14 protein-coding genes and 1 other RNA gene are annotated in these 13,982 nt (G+C 59.3%); 4 read left to right on the top strand and 11 right to left on the bottom strand.

What is annotated here, in order from left to right; translation table 11 throughout:
- Positions 1 to 66: 66 nt before the first annotated feature.
- Both AFK63_RS16240 and AFK63_RS16235 read left to right on the top strand, forming a co-directional pair.
- A complete protein-coding gene (locus AFK63_RS16240) occupies positions 67 to 717 on the top strand; it encodes an NAD(P)H-binding protein (protein WP_038865458.1) in 651 nt (216 codons plus the stop codon).
- Between the two features lie 76 nt (positions 718 to 793).
- Entirely contained in the window at positions 794 to 1,834 is a 1,041-nt protein-coding gene (locus AFK63_RS16235) for a permease (protein WP_038865457.1), read from the top strand.
- Between the two features lie 174 nt (positions 1,835 to 2,008).
- Here AFK63_RS16235 and dolP read toward each other — a convergent pair whose 3' ends face one another.
- Genes dolP through AFK63_RS16215 form a run of 4 tightly spaced genes read right to left on the bottom strand, consistent with a single transcriptional unit; the run spans position 2,009 to position 5,627 of the window.
- Positions 2,009 to 2,584: a division/outer membrane stress-associated lipid-binding lipoprotein gene (gene dolP, locus AFK63_RS16230; RefSeq protein WP_007673092.1), complete on the bottom strand. Its 576-nt coding sequence runs from the start codon at positions 2,582 to 2,584 to the stop codon at positions 2,009 to 2,011.
- Between the two features lie 9 nt (positions 2,585 to 2,593).
- Positions 2,594 to 3,184 carry a DnaA initiator-associating protein DiaA gene (gene diaA / locus AFK63_RS16225; protein WP_007673089.1) on the bottom strand — a complete coding sequence of 197 codons (591 nt, stop codon included), beginning with the start codon at positions 3,182 to 3,184 and terminating at the stop codon, positions 2,594 to 2,596.
- A gap of 26 nt (positions 3,185 to 3,210) precedes the next feature.
- Positions 3,211 to 3,606 carry a YraN family protein gene (locus AFK63_RS16220; RefSeq protein ID WP_032966702.1) on the bottom strand — a complete coding sequence of 132 codons (396 nt, stop codon included), beginning with the start codon at positions 3,604 to 3,606 and terminating at the stop codon, positions 3,211 to 3,213.
- Positions 3,564 to 5,627 (bottom strand): penicillin-binding protein activator, encoded by a 2,064-nt coding sequence (locus tag AFK63_RS16215; RefSeq protein WP_038865455.1) that lies wholly within the window; start codon positions 5,625 to 5,627, stop codon positions 3,564 to 3,566. Before AFK63_RS16215 ends, AFK63_RS16220 begins: the two co-directional genes overlap by 43 nt.
- Before the next feature lie 62 nt (positions 5,628 to 5,689).
- On the opposite strand from AFK63_RS16215, the gene rsmI reads away from it, so the two are divergent.
- The gene (gene rsmI, locus AFK63_RS16210; protein ID WP_038865453.1) at positions 5,690 to 6,550 is read left to right on the top strand and encodes a 16S rRNA (cytidine(1402)-2'-O)-methyltransferase; all 861 of its coding nucleotides are present in this window, start codon (positions 5,690 to 5,692) and stop codon (positions 6,548 to 6,550) included.
- A gap of 60 nt (positions 6,551 to 6,610) precedes the next feature.
- Here the strand turns inward: rsmI and AFK63_RS16205 are convergent, their stop codons facing one another.
- From AFK63_RS16205 to AFK63_RS16175, 7 genes are all read right to left on the bottom strand, one after another.
- A complete protein-coding gene (locus AFK63_RS16205; protein ID WP_038865451.1) occupies positions 6,611 to 7,384 on the bottom strand; it encodes a DeoR/GlpR family DNA-binding transcription regulator in 774 nt (257 codons plus the stop codon).
- A 110-nt stretch (positions 7,385 to 7,494) separates the two neighbouring features.
- A complete protein-coding gene (gatD, locus tag AFK63_RS16200) occupies positions 7,495 to 8,538 on the bottom strand; it encodes a galactitol-1-phosphate 5-dehydrogenase (protein WP_038865449.1) in 1,044 nt (347 codons plus the stop codon).
- A gap of 42 nt (positions 8,539 to 8,580) precedes the next feature.
- Positions 8,581 to 9,954 (bottom strand): galactitol-specific PTS transporter subunit IIC, encoded by a 1,374-nt coding sequence (locus AFK63_RS16195; RefSeq protein WP_038865447.1) that lies wholly within the window; start codon positions 9,952 to 9,954, stop codon positions 8,581 to 8,583.
- Positions 9,955 to 9,958: 4 nt separating this feature from the next.
- Positions 9,959 to 10,243, bottom strand: a complete 285-nt coding sequence (gatB, locus tag AFK63_RS16190) for a PTS galactitol transporter subunit IIB (RefSeq protein WP_038865445.1) — start codon at positions 10,241 to 10,243, stop codon at positions 9,959 to 9,961.
- A gap of 26 nt (positions 10,244 to 10,269) precedes the next feature.
- The gene (gene gatA, locus AFK63_RS16185; RefSeq protein ID WP_038865439.1) at positions 10,270 to 10,737 is read right to left on the bottom strand and encodes a PTS galactitol transporter subunit IIA; all 468 of its coding nucleotides are present in this window, start codon (positions 10,735 to 10,737) and stop codon (positions 10,270 to 10,272) included.
- A gap of 13 nt (positions 10,738 to 10,750) precedes the next feature.
- Entirely contained in the window at positions 10,751 to 12,022 is a 1,272-nt protein-coding gene (gene gatZ / locus AFK63_RS16180) for a tagatose-bisphosphate aldolase subunit GatZ (protein WP_038865438.1), read from the bottom strand.
- Positions 12,023 to 12,177: 155 nt separating this feature from the next.
- Positions 12,178 to 13,032, bottom strand: coding sequence for a tagatose bisphosphate family class II aldolase (locus AFK63_RS16175; protein WP_038865436.1), 855 nt, complete (start codon positions 13,030 to 13,032; stop codon positions 12,178 to 12,180).
- Positions 13,033 to 13,225: 193 nt separating this feature from the next.
- Between AFK63_RS16175 and rnpB the strand changes: the two genes are divergently transcribed.
- An RNA gene (rnpB, locus tag AFK63_RS19920) (RNase P RNA component class A) lies at positions 13,226 to 13,602 on the top strand.
- The last annotated feature ends 380 nt before the right edge of the window (positions 13,603 to 13,982 follow it).

Raw genomic sequence — 13,982 nt, 5'->3', positions numbered from 1 at the left:
ACAGACTATTAAGCTTGGTTCAGGGCGCTGACATTGCAAGGCAGAAGATTCTGCAAAGGAGCGATCATGAGTCGAGTACTGATAACCGGCGCCAGCGGGCTGGTAGGCAGCCATCTGCTGCGTATGCTGGTTGACGAGCCGCGCGTCTCGTCGATTATTGCGGCGACCCGCCGCCCGTTACAGGTGCCGCTGCGCAAAGTGGAAAACCCTCACGATCCGCAGCTGTCCGATGTGCTGACGCAGCTCAATACGCCGCTGGACCTGGTGTTTTGCTGTCTGGGCACTACGCGGCGCGAGGCGGGCACCAAAGAGGCGTTTATCCTGGCCGATTACACGCTGGTGGTGGATACCTCGCTTGCCGGGCTGCGGCTCGGCGCAAAGCATATGCTGGTGGTCAGCGCCCTCGGGGCAAACCCCAATTCGCCCTTTTTCTACAACCGGGTGAAAGGCGAAATGGAGGCGGCGTTAAAGGCGCAGGGTTGGCCGCGGCTTACCATCGCTCGCCCGTCGCTGCTGACCGGCGAGCGTGAAAAGCGCCGCGCCGGGGAATCTTTCATGGCGCCGCTCTTTCGCCTGCTGCCGGGTAAATGGAAGGCCATTGAGGCGCAGACCGTGGCGCAGGCGCTGGTGAATGCGGCGCTGTCGCCCGCGAAAGAGGACATCGCGGTGCTCGACTCCGCGCAATTACGTGAAATAGCCGCACAAAGGGTGCGCTGAACGCCGTTTCAAAAAACGTATCGCGGGCGTAGTATTGACCGGCAAAAATTTACCCCTTGTTTCCCAGAGGAATGTTATGACTGGTCAGTCTTCATCTCTGGCGCCGAAATCCCCCGCATGGTGGAAGCCCGCGCTGTTCTTTCTCGTTCTGTTTATCGGCTTATGGTATGTCAAATGGCAGCCTTATTACGGCAAAGCCTTTAGCGCCGCGCAAACACACAGCATCGGCAATTCGATTCTCGCTAACGCCCAGGATAACCCGCTGCGCGCGGCGCTTGATTACGCCGCCGTCTATTTTCTTGCCGTCTGGAAAGCCGCCGTGCTCGGCGTGCTGCTGGGCTCGCTGATCCAGGTGCTGATCCCGCGCGACTGGCTGCTGCGCACGCTGGGTCAGCCGCGCTTTCGCGGCACGCTCCTGGGCACGCTGTTTTCGCTCCCCGGCATGATGTGTACCTGCTGTGCCGCGCCGGTGGCCGCGGGCATGCGTCGTCAGTCGGTGTCGATGGGCGGCGCGCTGGCGTTCTGGCTCGGCAATCCGTTGCTGAACCCGGCGACGCTTATGTTTATGGGCTTTGTGCTGGGCTGGGAGTTTACGCTTATCCGCGTCGCGGCGGGGCTGGTGACGGTGGTCGGTATCGCGTCGCTGGTGCAGCGCTTTGTGGCCGATACGCCAGCGCCTGCGCTCCCGGAGGCCGCACAGCCTGCCGAAGCCCCGCAGGGCGGCTTTATGGCGCGCTGGGGACAGGCGCTCTGGGCGCTGTTCTGGAGCACGATCCCGGTCTATCTGCTGGCGGTGCTGGCGCTGGGTGCCGCGCGCGTCTGGCTGTTCCCGCATGCCGACGGCGCGGTGGGCAATACACTGTTCTGGGTGCTGGCGATGGCGATTGCCGGTTGCCTGTTCGTTATCCCGACCGCCGCGGAAATTCCGATTGTGCAGACCATGATGCTGGCGGGCATGGGCCTTGCCCCGGGGCTGGCGCTGCTGGTGACGCTCCCTGCGGTGAGCCTGCCGTCGCTTATCATGTTGCGTAAAGCGTTTCCGGCCAAAGCGTTATGGATGACCGGCGGCATGGTGATGCTCGCAGGTACCGTGACGGGCGCGCTGACGCTGTTGTAATTTTTGGCCCGAATGTGACGGGGCGGGTGCGGTGCGCTGATCCGCCCGACACGGTCTGTTTTGCCTCGACGCACGTATACGCAGGGTGCGTAAACGCCGCGCCAGTCGCCCTGAGAAAAGTGTGAAGGTGTGGCAGAAACCCTCTCCCCGTGGGGAGAGGGTCAGTGTGAGGAATTACTTGATGTAGGTAAACGCGGTGGTGACGTGCTTCACCCCGCTCACGCGGCTCGCGGTATCTGCCGCCGCGCGGCCTTCACGCTCCGTGACCAGACCGAGCAGGAACACTTCGCCGTTCTCGGTCGTCACCTTCACGTTAGACGATTTCACCTGATCGCTGCCGAGCAGCTGCGAGCGCACCTTGGTGGTTATCCAGGTATCCGACGACGCGGTGCCAAGCCCAATCGGCTGGCCGTTGCGGATCTCGTTAAACACTTCCGTCGCGCCTTCCACGCCCATCGCTATCTGTTTCGCGCGGGATGCCAGCTCCGGGTTCGGCGACTGGCCGGTCAGCAGCACTTTGCCCTGATACGCGGTCACATTGATGCGCGCCTCTTTCTTCAGCTGCTCATCTTTGCCAAGCGCGGTATTTACGCGCAGCTCCAGCGTACCGTCATCAACCTGAGTACCCACGCTGCGCGGATCGGTTGCGGCTTTGGTGCCGACCGCCGCCGTTCCGACGACCGCCGCCGCGACGCAGCCCTGTAGCACAAGCGCGGTCATCACCACCGCGAGGGGTTTAATGGCCTTCATGAGCACTCCTTAGTCATCCTGGTGTGGAAACAATGTGTTATCGATTAAATCGCACAGGCAGTTTACCGTCAGCATATGCATTTCCTGAATGCGCGCGCTGCGATGGGAAGGTATACGGATCTCCACATCCTGCGGGCCCAGAAGCCCGGCCAGCTCGCCGCCGTCGTAACCCGTCAGGGCCACGATAGTCATATCGCGAGTCACCGCGGCTTCCACGGCTTTGACGATATCCCGGCTGTTGCCGCGAGTGGAAATCGCCAGCAGCACATCGCCGGCATGGCCCAGCGCACGCACCTGTTTGGCATACACTTCGTCATGCAGCCTGTCGTTGCTTATCGCCGTTAAGACCACATTATCGGTATTAAGTGCAATGGCAGGTAAACTGGGCCGCTCGGTTTCAAAACGATTAATCATGCTGGCCGCGAAATGCTGCGCGTTGGCGCCGGACGTGCCGTTGCCGCAGCAGAGGATTTTGTTGCCGTTAAGGAGAGACTGAACCAGGGTCATGGCCGCACGAGAAATCGCATCCGGGAGTGCTTCCGCCGCCGCAATCTGGGTTTGAATGCTTTCCGTAAAGCAGACTTTGATTCTTTCTAGCACGATTATCCTTTGAGCGTTGCGTCAGTTCAGGCGTGGAGCGAAAAGGCGTTCGCAATCCACTCGATTTCATTGCCGGTGAAGGCTAACACATCGAACCGGCAATCCACAGTATCAAAGCTCCCATTATGGCGCGCGAGCCACAACCGGGCGGCATGTAATAATTTCTGCTGTTTGCTGCGGGTAACGCTGGCGGCCGCGCCGCCGTAGAGGCTGGCGCGCCGGTAGCGGACCTCGACGAAAACCGTCACGCCGCGGTCATCCATAATGAGATCGATTTCGCCGCCGCGCTCATGCGCGTTGGCGGCGATAAAACGCAATCCCTTGCGCTCCAGAAAGGCGCGCGCCTGTGCTTCAAAGGCGGCGCCGGTCTGTCTGCGACTCAGTTGGCCGGAACCAACTGTCCCTGCTGGTATTTGAGCCACGTTAACTTCCTGTTAATCACGCAGTCCTGCGTCGCGCTGAGCGCGCCGGTGTTGCCGCTGAGCTGGAAGCCGGGCACCTGACGCATCTGGGAGAAATGATTCGCCAGCGACCAGGCATCCACGCCCATCGCATACAGGCGCGCCAGCGAGTAGTCATTATTCACTGCCGAAAGCGCCTGCTGCATCAGCGCCGGGTTGCTGCCCGCGAGCATCGGGATATCACTGAACTCCAGGCCTTCCATCTCGAGACGGAAATCCGGGCCCGCGCCGCCCTGGGCGCTGCGGGAGCTGGCGTACAGCGCCGCGCCGCTATGGCTGCCCGCACGCATGGCGATCATCGGCTTGATCAGCGCGATTTCCGATGGCGTGGCGACGATGTAGACCGCGTCCACGTTGCCGCTCGTTCCTGAGGTTATCTGTGCGTCGGTCGGCGGGGCCGGAATAGTGAGACCGCCAATCGTCACCGGCTGCTGCTGAGGCAGGCTGGCGGCGACAGGCGTGCCGGTCAGCGCGATGCCGGTGCCGCCGTTGATGTTCATTTTCAGCTCATTAACCGAGCCGAATTTCTGCTGCAACACTGTACCGCCGCCAAGCTGCGCCCAGCGGTCGGCGAAGGCTTTAGTGACGCGCTCGCCGAGCGCGCTGTACGGCACCAGCAGCAGCGGCGCGCGTTTGCCTTCCTGCCAGATGTGCGCCGCGGCGTCGGCGGCTTCATCTTCCGGCGACAGGGCGAAATAACAGACGTTCGGGCGGTTTTGCACGGTTTCCGGCTGGTTAAGCGCCAGCACGTTCAGCGGCGTGCCGCTCTTAAGCAGACCGTCGACGCTCTCTTTCAACAGCGGGCCGACCACCAGGCTTGCGCCGTCCTGCTGGGCCTGCGCGAGGATCTGCGTAATGGGCTGCTCGCTGGTGTCATAGACCTTAATTTCGGCGGACGGATTCGCAGGCGCGGCAGCCACAGGCGTCGCGTCGACAGGCGGCTGCGCCGGGGGCGCAGTTTCCTGGGCGGCAGGCTGTGCGGCCAGATCGTCGACCGGCGCGGCTGCCGGGCTTGCGACGCCATCGGCGGCGGTGGTCTGCGTTTCCGGTGCGGCCTCACTGTTCTGCGCGGCGTTACCTGCCGGTGTCTGGGCCGGCGTCTGCATTGCAACCGGGCTGGTGCCCGCGTTTTTCGCCGCTTCGAACCCCTGCTGAATGGCGCGGCTGAAAACGGCCGCCTGGCCGTTCAGCGGCAGCAGCAGCGCGATTTTATCGGCGGAGGCAGGCTTGTAGTTTTGCAGGTTGGCGAGCTGGGTTGGCAGCATTTTCGCGCCCGGGTTTTGCGGGTAGCGGGTCTGCCAGTCTTTCACGCCGGCCTGGAGCATTTTCGGATCGTTGCGGTTATCGAACCAGACTCGCTGGAGATCAAGCCAGCCTTGCAGCGTATTTTCATCGGCGTTGATAACCAGCGCCTTCGCCTGATCCTGCGACATCTGCGACAGCGCCTGCCAGGTGGCGTCGATGTTTTTCTGCTTCGACGGCCCCTGCAGCAGCGGCTCCTGGGCTATCAGCGCGCGTAGCAGTTCCAGCGACGGGCGGCCCTGGCTGGCGTCGATTTTCGCCTGCCAGTATCGGGCTTTCTGCTCGTCATTGAGATCCGCCGCGTTGATTTTCTCAAGCAGCCCCGCTGCCCCCTGATAATCCTGCTGCGCCAGTTTGATCTGCGCTTCAAGCAGCGACGCTTCACGGCGCTGCGCATCCGTCAGGTTTTGCGGCAGCTCGCCGTAGAGCGTAATAGCGCGCTCGCGTTTGCCTTCGCCGAGCAGTGCACGTATGGCGAGTAATTGCCAGTTGGTCTTGCTATCATCACTGCTTTGTTCCATCTGGTGCAGATAAAAGCCGGAATCCGCTTTGGCTTCGCCCTGCATATGCGCAGTGCTCTGGTCATGCGTCTGCGTGCCGCAGCCTGCGAAAAACAAGGCTGCCAGCAGGACAGGCAGACAACGCGCGGCTTTAGAGCCGGAAAATTTAGAAGGTACCATGCTGTATCCAGTGGTTTTTTCTGGTGAATGTTCAATTTTAAATCGGCAATACGGACGAAACAATGAAACATAACGATTCGGCGCAGAATTCTCAGGGCCAGCTCTATATCGTCCCGACGCCTATCGGCAATCTCGGCGACATTACGCAACGCGCCCTGACAGTATTGCAGTCCGTCGATCTTATCGCCGCTGAGGATACCCGTCATACCGGTCTGCTGCTGCAACATTTTGCTATCAGCGCCCGGCTTTTTGCGCTGCACGACCATAATGAACAGCAAAAAGCGGAAACCCTGATAGCCAAACTGCGCGAAGGGCAAAATATCGCGCTGGTCTCTGACGCCGGCACGCCGCTGATTAATGATCCTGGCTACCATCTGGTGCGCGCCTGCCGCGAAGCCGGGCTGCGCGTGGTGCCGCTGCCGGGGCCATGCGCCGCTATCGCCGCGCTGTCGGCCGCCGGTCTGCCTTCCGACCGCTTCTGTTATGAAGGCTTTCTGCCTGCGAAATCCAAAGGCCGCCGCGACGCGCTGAAAGCCCTCGAGCAAGAGCCGCGCACGCTGATTTTCTATGAGTCTACTCATCGCCTGCTGGAAAGCCTGGAAGATATGGTCGCGGTCTGGGGCGAGTCCCGTTATGTAGTGCTGGCGCGCGAACTTACCAAGACCTGGGAGACTATCTACGGCGCGCCGGTAGGCGAATTGCTCGCCTGGGTGAAGGACGATGAAAACCGCCGCAAGGGCGAGATGGTGCTGATCGTCGAAGGGCATAAAGCGCAGGAAGACGCGTTGCCGCCGGACGCGCTGCGCACGCTCGCGCTGTTGCAGGCCGAGTTGCCGCTGAAAAAAGCCGCAGCGCTGGCGGCGGAAATCCACGGCGTGAAAAAGAACGCGCTGTATAAATATGCGCTGGAGCAGCAGGGGTGAGGCCGTAACGGACTCGCTTGCCGTCGCGCCCGTCAGCGCGACGGCGTTACCTGCCCGACATCACACGATCTTTAGTTCCACGCCGGTTTTCCTCAGTGAGGCTTTGTCTTTTTCGCCGATACCTTCATCGGTGATGACACAGTCTATTTCGGACATCGGCAGGACCTGGTTAAACCCGCGACGGTTAAATTTCGTCGCGTCCAGAACGGCGATCACCTTATGGGCCGCCGCTGCCATCGCACCGCTGACTGAATAGCCTTCGTTAAAGGTGGTTATGCCGTTAGTGGCGTCAATGCCGTCAGCGCCAACAAACATCAGATCCGCGCTGATGCCCTGCAGTGAATGCTGCGCAATCACGCCATGCATGGAGAGCGTCTTATGTCGCACCGTGCCGCCGCAGACCACCAGCGTAATATCTTTATTATTCGCAAGGGCGGAAGCTGCCGGCAGGCTGTTAGTGATGACCGTAATGTTCGCCATCTTCACCAGTTCGTGCGCGATGAGCAGGGTAGTGCTGCCGCTATCAAGAATGATGGTCATCCCTTCGTTGATCATCGCGGCGGCGGCCTGTGCGATGCGTTTTTTAGGATCGCTCGCCAGTTGGTAGCGTTCCTCCAGCCTGACCTCCTGATTGTCGTTTTCTGCAAGATTGCTGCCCGGCTTGCCGGCCCCGCCGTGAAAGCGCGTCACCAGCCCTTTTTCTTCCAGAAAGCGCAGATCGGCGCGGATGGTGACTTCAGAAATGCCAAAAGTATTCGAAAGATCCAGTACCATCACGCTACCTTGCGTATTAACCAGATCGAGAATTCTGTTCCTTCGCTCAAAAGAGTTCATATCGATTTGCCTGATAATTAACTGCCGTCAGTGTAAACGAAGGAATGTGAAAGATGAACGTCGGATTTCGAAAGCAAATGTGAGCCAGCTCAGGTTGCTGGCTCATTGTTTCAGGCGAATCGCAGCAGGATTTTGCCCTGCATCGGTGCGCCGTTCAGCGCCTGGACTGCGCCGACGAAGCTTTCAGCATCTCCCTGATGCGCAATCAGCGGCTTGAGCGACAGCCGCTTTTCGGTAAGCAGCCGCGCGGCGGTTTCCCATTCTTCACCTGGCCAGGGCGCAGAATAGTTCATCCAGCTACCGAGTAACGTCAGTTCATTGCGCAAAATTTTGCCAAAAACCGTGGCGGAGAGTGCAAGGTCATGATGCAGCGTGCCGACCAGAGCGACCTGCGCGCGTGGCCCGGCGATTTCTATCGCCAGTGATACCGTCTGCGGAGTACCCGCGGTTTCCAGCACCAGTTGATCGAAGCGCTGCGTCTCCAGCGCAGCGGAGATGGCCTGCGAAGACAGCTCCCGGCTGTTCAATACCCGATCCGCCCCGAGCGCGTGCGCCAGGCGGAGCTTTTCCGGGTTGATATCAATGGCCGTCACGCTGTTCGCGCCCAGCGCCTGCGCGCACTGCATCGCCAGCAGACCAATCGTGCCGGCGCCAACGATCACAACGTTTTTGCCTTCACATCCCTGGGCCTGATGAAAGGCGTGTAGCCCGACGGTGACAGGTTCGATAAACGCGCCGTCTTCAACCGGCATCTCTGGCGGCAGAAGAAACAGGCTGGCGCGCCTGACCACAATATATTCGGCGTGGCCGCCCTCGCTGCGGGAGCCTACAAACTGATAGTGCCGACACAGTGAATAGTAACCGCGGGCGCAGGCTTCACATTCAAAGCAGGGCTGTAGCGGAACGCAGGCCACCGCATCGCCAGGCGACAGATCGCTCACGCCCTTGCCGCAGCGCTCCACATAGCCGCTAAACTCATGGCCCAGCGTGATGGGATAGTAGTGCGCGCCGCGGGCGAAAATGCGGGGAATGTCCGAGCCGCATAAACCTGAGCTAACGACTTTTACCAGCACCTCGTCGTCCGCATTGACAGTGGGCACAGGGCGTTCTTCAACGCGCACGCTGCCCTCAGCATCAATTACCACTGATTTCATTATTCCTCCAGAAAATGAAGGGAGAGCCACGCTCTCCCGTTGTCATGAAATGGTCGGGCCTGCCTCGCTGACAGCGGCTTTTTCCACCGCGACAAACGCCCGCGCCCGACGCCAGGTGAGTAACACGCCGGTAAAATAAATGACGCCGATAACGGCAAACCCCGCCACGTTCTGCCAGGTGCAGAGCTGAATGAGCAGCCACGTCACCGGCGAGCCGCCCTGATCCATTGAGGCCACCTGACCGCCAGCTTTAAGCGCGCCCGCGTTGGCGGCAAGCTGCGTGTGCAGGCCGATGGTTTGTGTCGCTATCCAGAGCGTAATGCTCATGATGATGACGCCGGAAATCAGTGTGCGGAACAGGTTCCCCTGGTGCACCGCGACGGCCATCGCCACAAAGAACCCGATGGTGGCCAGATCGCCAAACGGCAATACCTGATTCCCCGGTACGACAACCGCAATAAGGATCGTTAAAGGAATAAAGATCAGGCTCGCGGAAACGACCGAGGTATGACCCAACAGCAGGGCCGGATCGAGGCCAATCAGAAACTCCTGGCTGCCGAATTTCGCCTGTAGCCGTTTACGCGCCTGCTTCGCGATGGGCGTCAGGCCATCCATGATAGGTTTAATGACACGCGGCATCAGGAGCATCACCGCTGCGGTTTTAACCGCCAGTTGCAGTACACCTTTGACGTCATAACCGGCCAGCAGCCCGATGGCGAGCCCCATGACAAACCCCACGGTGACCGGCTCGCCAAAAGGCCCGAACCGCTTCTGCACATCGTCGGCGCTGAAATGAATGCGGTTAAGCCCCGGAATTTTATCAATAACGGTATCCACCAGTACCGCGATGGGACCAAGATAAGCGGACGTGCCGTGAGGGATAGCCATCCCTTCCAGGCCAAAATAGTCGCGGGTATCTTTGGCAAACCAGTCGCCAAGTTTGTAGACAAAGGCGGCATGGGCTACCACGCCCAGAATGCCAATCCAGTAGGAACCCGTGGCGAGATGCAACAGGGCGCCGGTAAATGTCATATGCCAAATATTCCAGATATCGACATTCACCACGCGCGTCATACGCGTCAACAGCATGGCGATATTGACGACAATAGCGACAGGGATCGCCACCAGCGCGATTTGCGACGCCCAGGTCATAGGCGAAGAGCCCGGCCAGCCGACATCCACTACATGAAGATTAATTTCAAACTGCTCCGCCATTGCCTTGGCCGCCGGCCCAATCGAATCCAGCATCAGGCCAATGACGAGCCCGATACCCACGAACCCGATGCCAATATGCAGGCCAGACCGGAAGCATTCGCCTGCCTTCATTCCCAGCAGCTTTGAGAAGATGATAATGACCACCGGCAGCATGACCGTTGGGCCGAGATCGAGAATGTAACGCATGATTTCGCTAAACATGGCGTCACCCCATCAGTACAGTCAGGATTTTCTGCTGGAGCGCCTCAATGCCGACGCCGGAAACGAAGGGCATGCCGTGCACCACAGGAATATCGCCAAACGCGCGTTCGACTTTTGCCGTGGTGCAGATAAGATCGGCGCCATCCATATAGGTTTCAATCTCGTTGACCCTGCACTGCACCAGATCCAGCTCAATGTGGTGAGCTTCGCACAGCTCTTTGATCTCTTCTGCCGCCATTGTCGACGTGGCGACCGCGCCGCCGCAGGCCACGATGATTTTTCGTTTCATAAGGTATTCCTTTTATTATCAGTGGATCATGAAGCCTGGTCGCAGTGTTCAGGCTCAAGGATGGTCTGCTGAAACCGCGTGGCCAGCTCCGCTTCGGAGGCCTGCAACAGCTCGTCCAGCACGTCAGGGTCTTGCAACTTGCCAAAGAGACGGCGCAGCAGAGTCAGTTGCGCCGTCGGGTTGTCGACAATCAGCGCGATAATGAGGGAGACCGCTATTTCTCCCTCGTCGTCTGCGCGCTGGAACCGTACCGGAGAGTCAGGACGGATAAGGTAAATCGCTGGCGACACGGCATGTATCGCCTCGCAGTGCGGGATGGCGACCGCATGACGCTCAAGCGCAATGCCTGTCGGGAATGCCGCCTCTCGCGCCAGTAGCGCGGCGGGATAGGTGTCACGCACCACCCCTTTAGCCAGCATGGTTTCGCCAATATGCGCCAGCGCATGCTGACAGTCGGAAAAGGCGATGCCGGTACGTACGAATAATTGGCTCATGGGTTCCTCTGTGTTATTCGGCGCAGGGGGAGCAGCCGTAACGGTAGGCGCGCAGCACATCCTGAATTTTGTCGATAATCAGGTTGTACGGCGTGGCTGCCAGCGTCCCGGTGTTGACCCGCTCAAACTGCCCCGGCAGAAACTGGCTGATAAGACCGGGCGGAAGCGGTGTCTCTTCCAGATTGGCGATAAGTTTGCCGACGCTCTGGCTGATGCGCGGGTGCGGCCAGTAGTAACGGATGCGATCGGAGAGGCTGAAATGAATATCGACCATCGCCTGGCTCCAGGTGGGGCGGTAATACTTTTTCCAGTACTCCGGCTCGTTCAGCATCACTTCGTCAATGACGTCCCGCACGTGGCTGCGACGTTCCGGCGGCATCAGCGCGTCTTCCATATAGGCCAGCCCGAAAAGGGCTTCGCGCAGCGCGAAGGTGAGCGCAGGGCCTACTTTAAGAATGGCAAAATGGTCATGAACCAGCGCCCGGTATGCCTGGCGGGACTGGTAGTCAGTTGAGTGGGCCTCATACACCAGCGGCGTCTGGTTAATCCATGCCGAAAGCGACTGTGCTTGTTGCGGCTGATAGTGAACGATCTGGGTATGGTCAAACTCCACGCCGGGCTGCACCACCATGGCGATGACTCTGGCGAATGCTTCCTCCAGCCCCAGCCGGTAAAACGCCTCGCGGTGGGTTTCAAGCGTCAGCGAGGCGTCTTCCACGCGCGTGACGTGAACACTGCCGATAGTCGTGGCCTCGCCGCCCGGCACGGGCACTTCCGTACCGATGACATACGTTAACCGTTGCCGTTGCTCTGCGGTGGCAGCGCGCTCCGCCGCCTCACACAGCCGGGCTGCACGCTCGGCCACCGTATGCGGCGCAAGCGGCACAGGATCGCCTTCGCAGGACATCGATGCGTCGAGATGAATTTTGCTGAAACCCGCCTTCACATACGCGGCGACCAGCACGACAGCTTTTTCCATTGCCGCTTCTGCGCTTTCGTTTTGCCAGCAGTTAGGCCCCAGGTGATCGCCGCCCAGAATGAGGCGCTGGTGGGGAAAGCCAAGCCGATCCGCTATCTCATGGACAAAATCGCGAAACTGGTGAGGCTGCATACCGGTGTAGCCGCCAGTTTGATTCACCTGGTTTGAGGTGGCTTCGATCAGCACCTTTCTGTCAGTGTGAAGATCGAAACGCAGCGCCGCTTCTATTACCAGCGGATGGGCGGAGCAGACGGAACATATCCCATAATGTTCGCCAGCTTTGTGTCGGGCTATCAGATCCTGCATATTCCCTCCATTTTCATTTAATTTCATAAAGTGTTGTTTGCGTGACAAAGGCCATGCTTCGCTTTCGCGAGCTGCCTCGTGAATATTTCGAAAATTGTCAAAAAGCGCTTATGGCAGGGCGCGCCGGACGTAGCCCGAAACGCCTGCGCGTGTTGTCAAAGCTTCCCTTCGCAGCCGCAACGATGAATCACCTGACGCACGACCTCTTTCATTGCGGCTTTAGCGGGTTGCATGTAATGGCGGGGATCGCTCGCGTCGGGGTTGTCGTGAAAATAGCGCTTAAGCCCGGCGGAGAAGGCTGCCTTAAGCTCCGTCGCAACATTGACTTTGCAAACGCCCAGAGAGATCGCTTTTTGAATATCGCCTGCGGGTAACCCGGAGGCGCCATGCAGCACCAGCGGGATGTCAACCACAGCGCGGATATCAGCGAGCCTTGCGAAATCGAGCCGGGGCTCCGCGTGATAGAAACCGTGCGCGGTGCCTATGGCGACGGCAAGGGAGTCGATACCGGTCTGCTCAACGAAATCGCGGGCCTGCGCCGGATCGGTGTACAGCGCGTCGTTATCGCCGACGACCAGATCGTCCTCCTGGCCGCCGAGCCGCCCCAACTCTGCCTCGACGCTGGCGTCATAGCGGTGACAAAACGCGGTAACGCTTTTCACCAGCCCGACGTTTTCTTTGAAGGGGAGATGTGAACCGTCAATCATGACGGAGCGCGCGCCTGCTACTACCTTATTCTCGATATCCGGCAGCGTTTCGTGGTGGTCGAGATGCACCGCCAGCGGATGGTTATAGTGCCGCGCCATCGCGGCGGCGAGCGCGAGCAGATTACCCGTTCCGGCACTGGAGAATGTGCCCGGCGTACCTGCGACAATCAGGGGAGCGCGCATGTCGCAGGCGGTTTCCACCACTACTTGCAGGGTTTCGAGGTTATGAATGTTAAAAGCCGGCACCGCATAGCCTTCCCGCTGCGCCTTAAGAAGCTGGTTTTTACTGGAAATAATAAACATCTTTTACGCCTTTCTTTCGGAATGTTTTGTTTGAAAGGAATGTATATATTATCGAAAGTTTCGGTTGTGATTTCGATCGCAAAAGGGATATTTCGAAGGCTATCGAAAGGAATCGAAGGAAAGATTGCGAGGAAGGTTCTAAGAATGCGGGCTACGCGTGACAGGCGAGCATAAACCCTCTATACTCCGCGCCGAAGCTGACCAGACAGTCGCCGCTTCGTCGTCGTCCTTTCGGGGAGACGGACGGAGGGGAGGAAAGTCCGGGCTCCATAGGGCAGGGTGCCAGGTAACGCCTGGGGGGCGCAAGCCTACGACCAGTGCAACAGAGAGCAAACCGCCGATGGCCCGCGCAAGCGGGATCAGGTAAGGGTGAAAGGGTGCGGTAAGAGCGCACCGCGCGTCTGGCAACAGTTCGCGGCACGGTAAACTCCACCCGGAGCAAGGCCAAATAGGGGTTCACAAGGTACGGCCCGTACTGAACCCGGGTAGGCTGCTTGAGCCAGTGAGCGATTGCTGGCCTAGATGAATGACTGTCCACGACAGAACCCGGCTTACCGGTCAGCTTCACACATTAGAAAACCCCGCTCCGGCGGGGTTTTTGCTTTTTGGGCATAGCCCAAATGTATGACTTACCACGACGCTTTCTGTGAAAAGCACGCGGCTTACCGGTCAGCTTCACACTTTAGAAAACCCCGCTCCGGCGGGGTTTTGCTTTTTGGGCAGGGCGAAGATGAATGACTGTCCACGACGCTCTCTGTGAAAAGCACCCGGCTTACCGGTCAGCTTCACACATTAAAAAACCCCGCTCCGGCGGGGTTTTGCTTTTGGGGCAGGGCGAAGATGAATGACTGTCCACGACGCTCTCTGTGAAAAGCACGCGGCTTATCGGTCATCTTCACACTTTAAAAAACGCCGCTCCGGCGGGGTTTTGCTTTTTGGGCAAAGCCCAA

The organism is Cronobacter muytjensii ATCC 51329 (assembly GCF_001277195.1).
GTDB classification, from domain to species: domain Bacteria; phylum Pseudomonadota; class Gammaproteobacteria; order Enterobacterales; family Enterobacteriaceae; genus Cronobacter; species Cronobacter muytjensii.
Note: the sequence above shows the minus strand (reverse complement) of the source record. Positions and strands in the feature narration are given on the sequence as shown.

Excerpts from the sequence above, each read along its gene's own strand:
- AFK63_RS16175 (WP_038865436.1), bottom strand. The coding sequence starts at position 13,032 with ATGTTTATTATTTCCAGTAAAAACCAGCTTCTTAAGGCGCAGCGGGAA.
- AFK63_RS16235 (WP_038865457.1), top strand. The coding sequence starts at position 794 with ATGACTGGTCAGTCTTCATCTCTGGCGCCGAAATCCCCCGCATGGTGG.
- AFK63_RS16195 (WP_038865447.1), bottom strand. The coding sequence starts at position 9,954 with ATGTTTAGCGAAATCATGCGTTACATTCTCGATCTCGGCCCAACGGTC.
- dolP (WP_007673092.1), bottom strand. The coding sequence starts at position 2,584 with ATGAAGGCCATTAAACCCCTCGCGGTGGTGATGACCGCGCTTGTGCTA.
- AFK63_RS16205 (WP_038865451.1), bottom strand. The coding sequence starts at position 7,384 with ATGAACTCTTTTGAGCGAAGGAACAGAATTCTCGATCTGGTTAATACG.
- gatB (WP_038865445.1), bottom strand. The coding sequence starts at position 10,243 with ATGAAACGAAAAATCATCGTGGCCTGCGGCGGCGCGGTCGCCACGTCG.
- AFK63_RS16240 (WP_038865458.1), top strand. The coding sequence starts at position 67 with ATGAGTCGAGTACTGATAACCGGCGCCAGCGGGCTGGTAGGCAGCCAT.
- gatA (WP_038865439.1), bottom strand. The coding sequence starts at position 10,737 with ATGAGCCAATTATTCGTACGTACCGGCATCGCCTTTTCCGACTGTCAG.
- gatZ (WP_038865438.1), bottom strand. The coding sequence starts at position 12,022 with ATGCAGGATCTGATAGCCCGACACAAAGCTGGCGAACATTATGGGATA.
- gatD (WP_038865449.1), bottom strand. The coding sequence starts at position 8,538 with ATGAAATCAGTGGTAATTGATGCTGAGGGCAGCGTGCGCGTTGAAGAA.
- rsmI (WP_038865453.1), top strand. The coding sequence starts at position 5,690 with ATGAAACATAACGATTCGGCGCAGAATTCTCAGGGCCAGCTCTATATC.
- AFK63_RS16215 (WP_038865455.1), bottom strand. The coding sequence starts at position 5,627 with ATGGTACCTTCTAAATTTTCCGGCTCTAAAGCCGCGCGTTGTCTGCCT.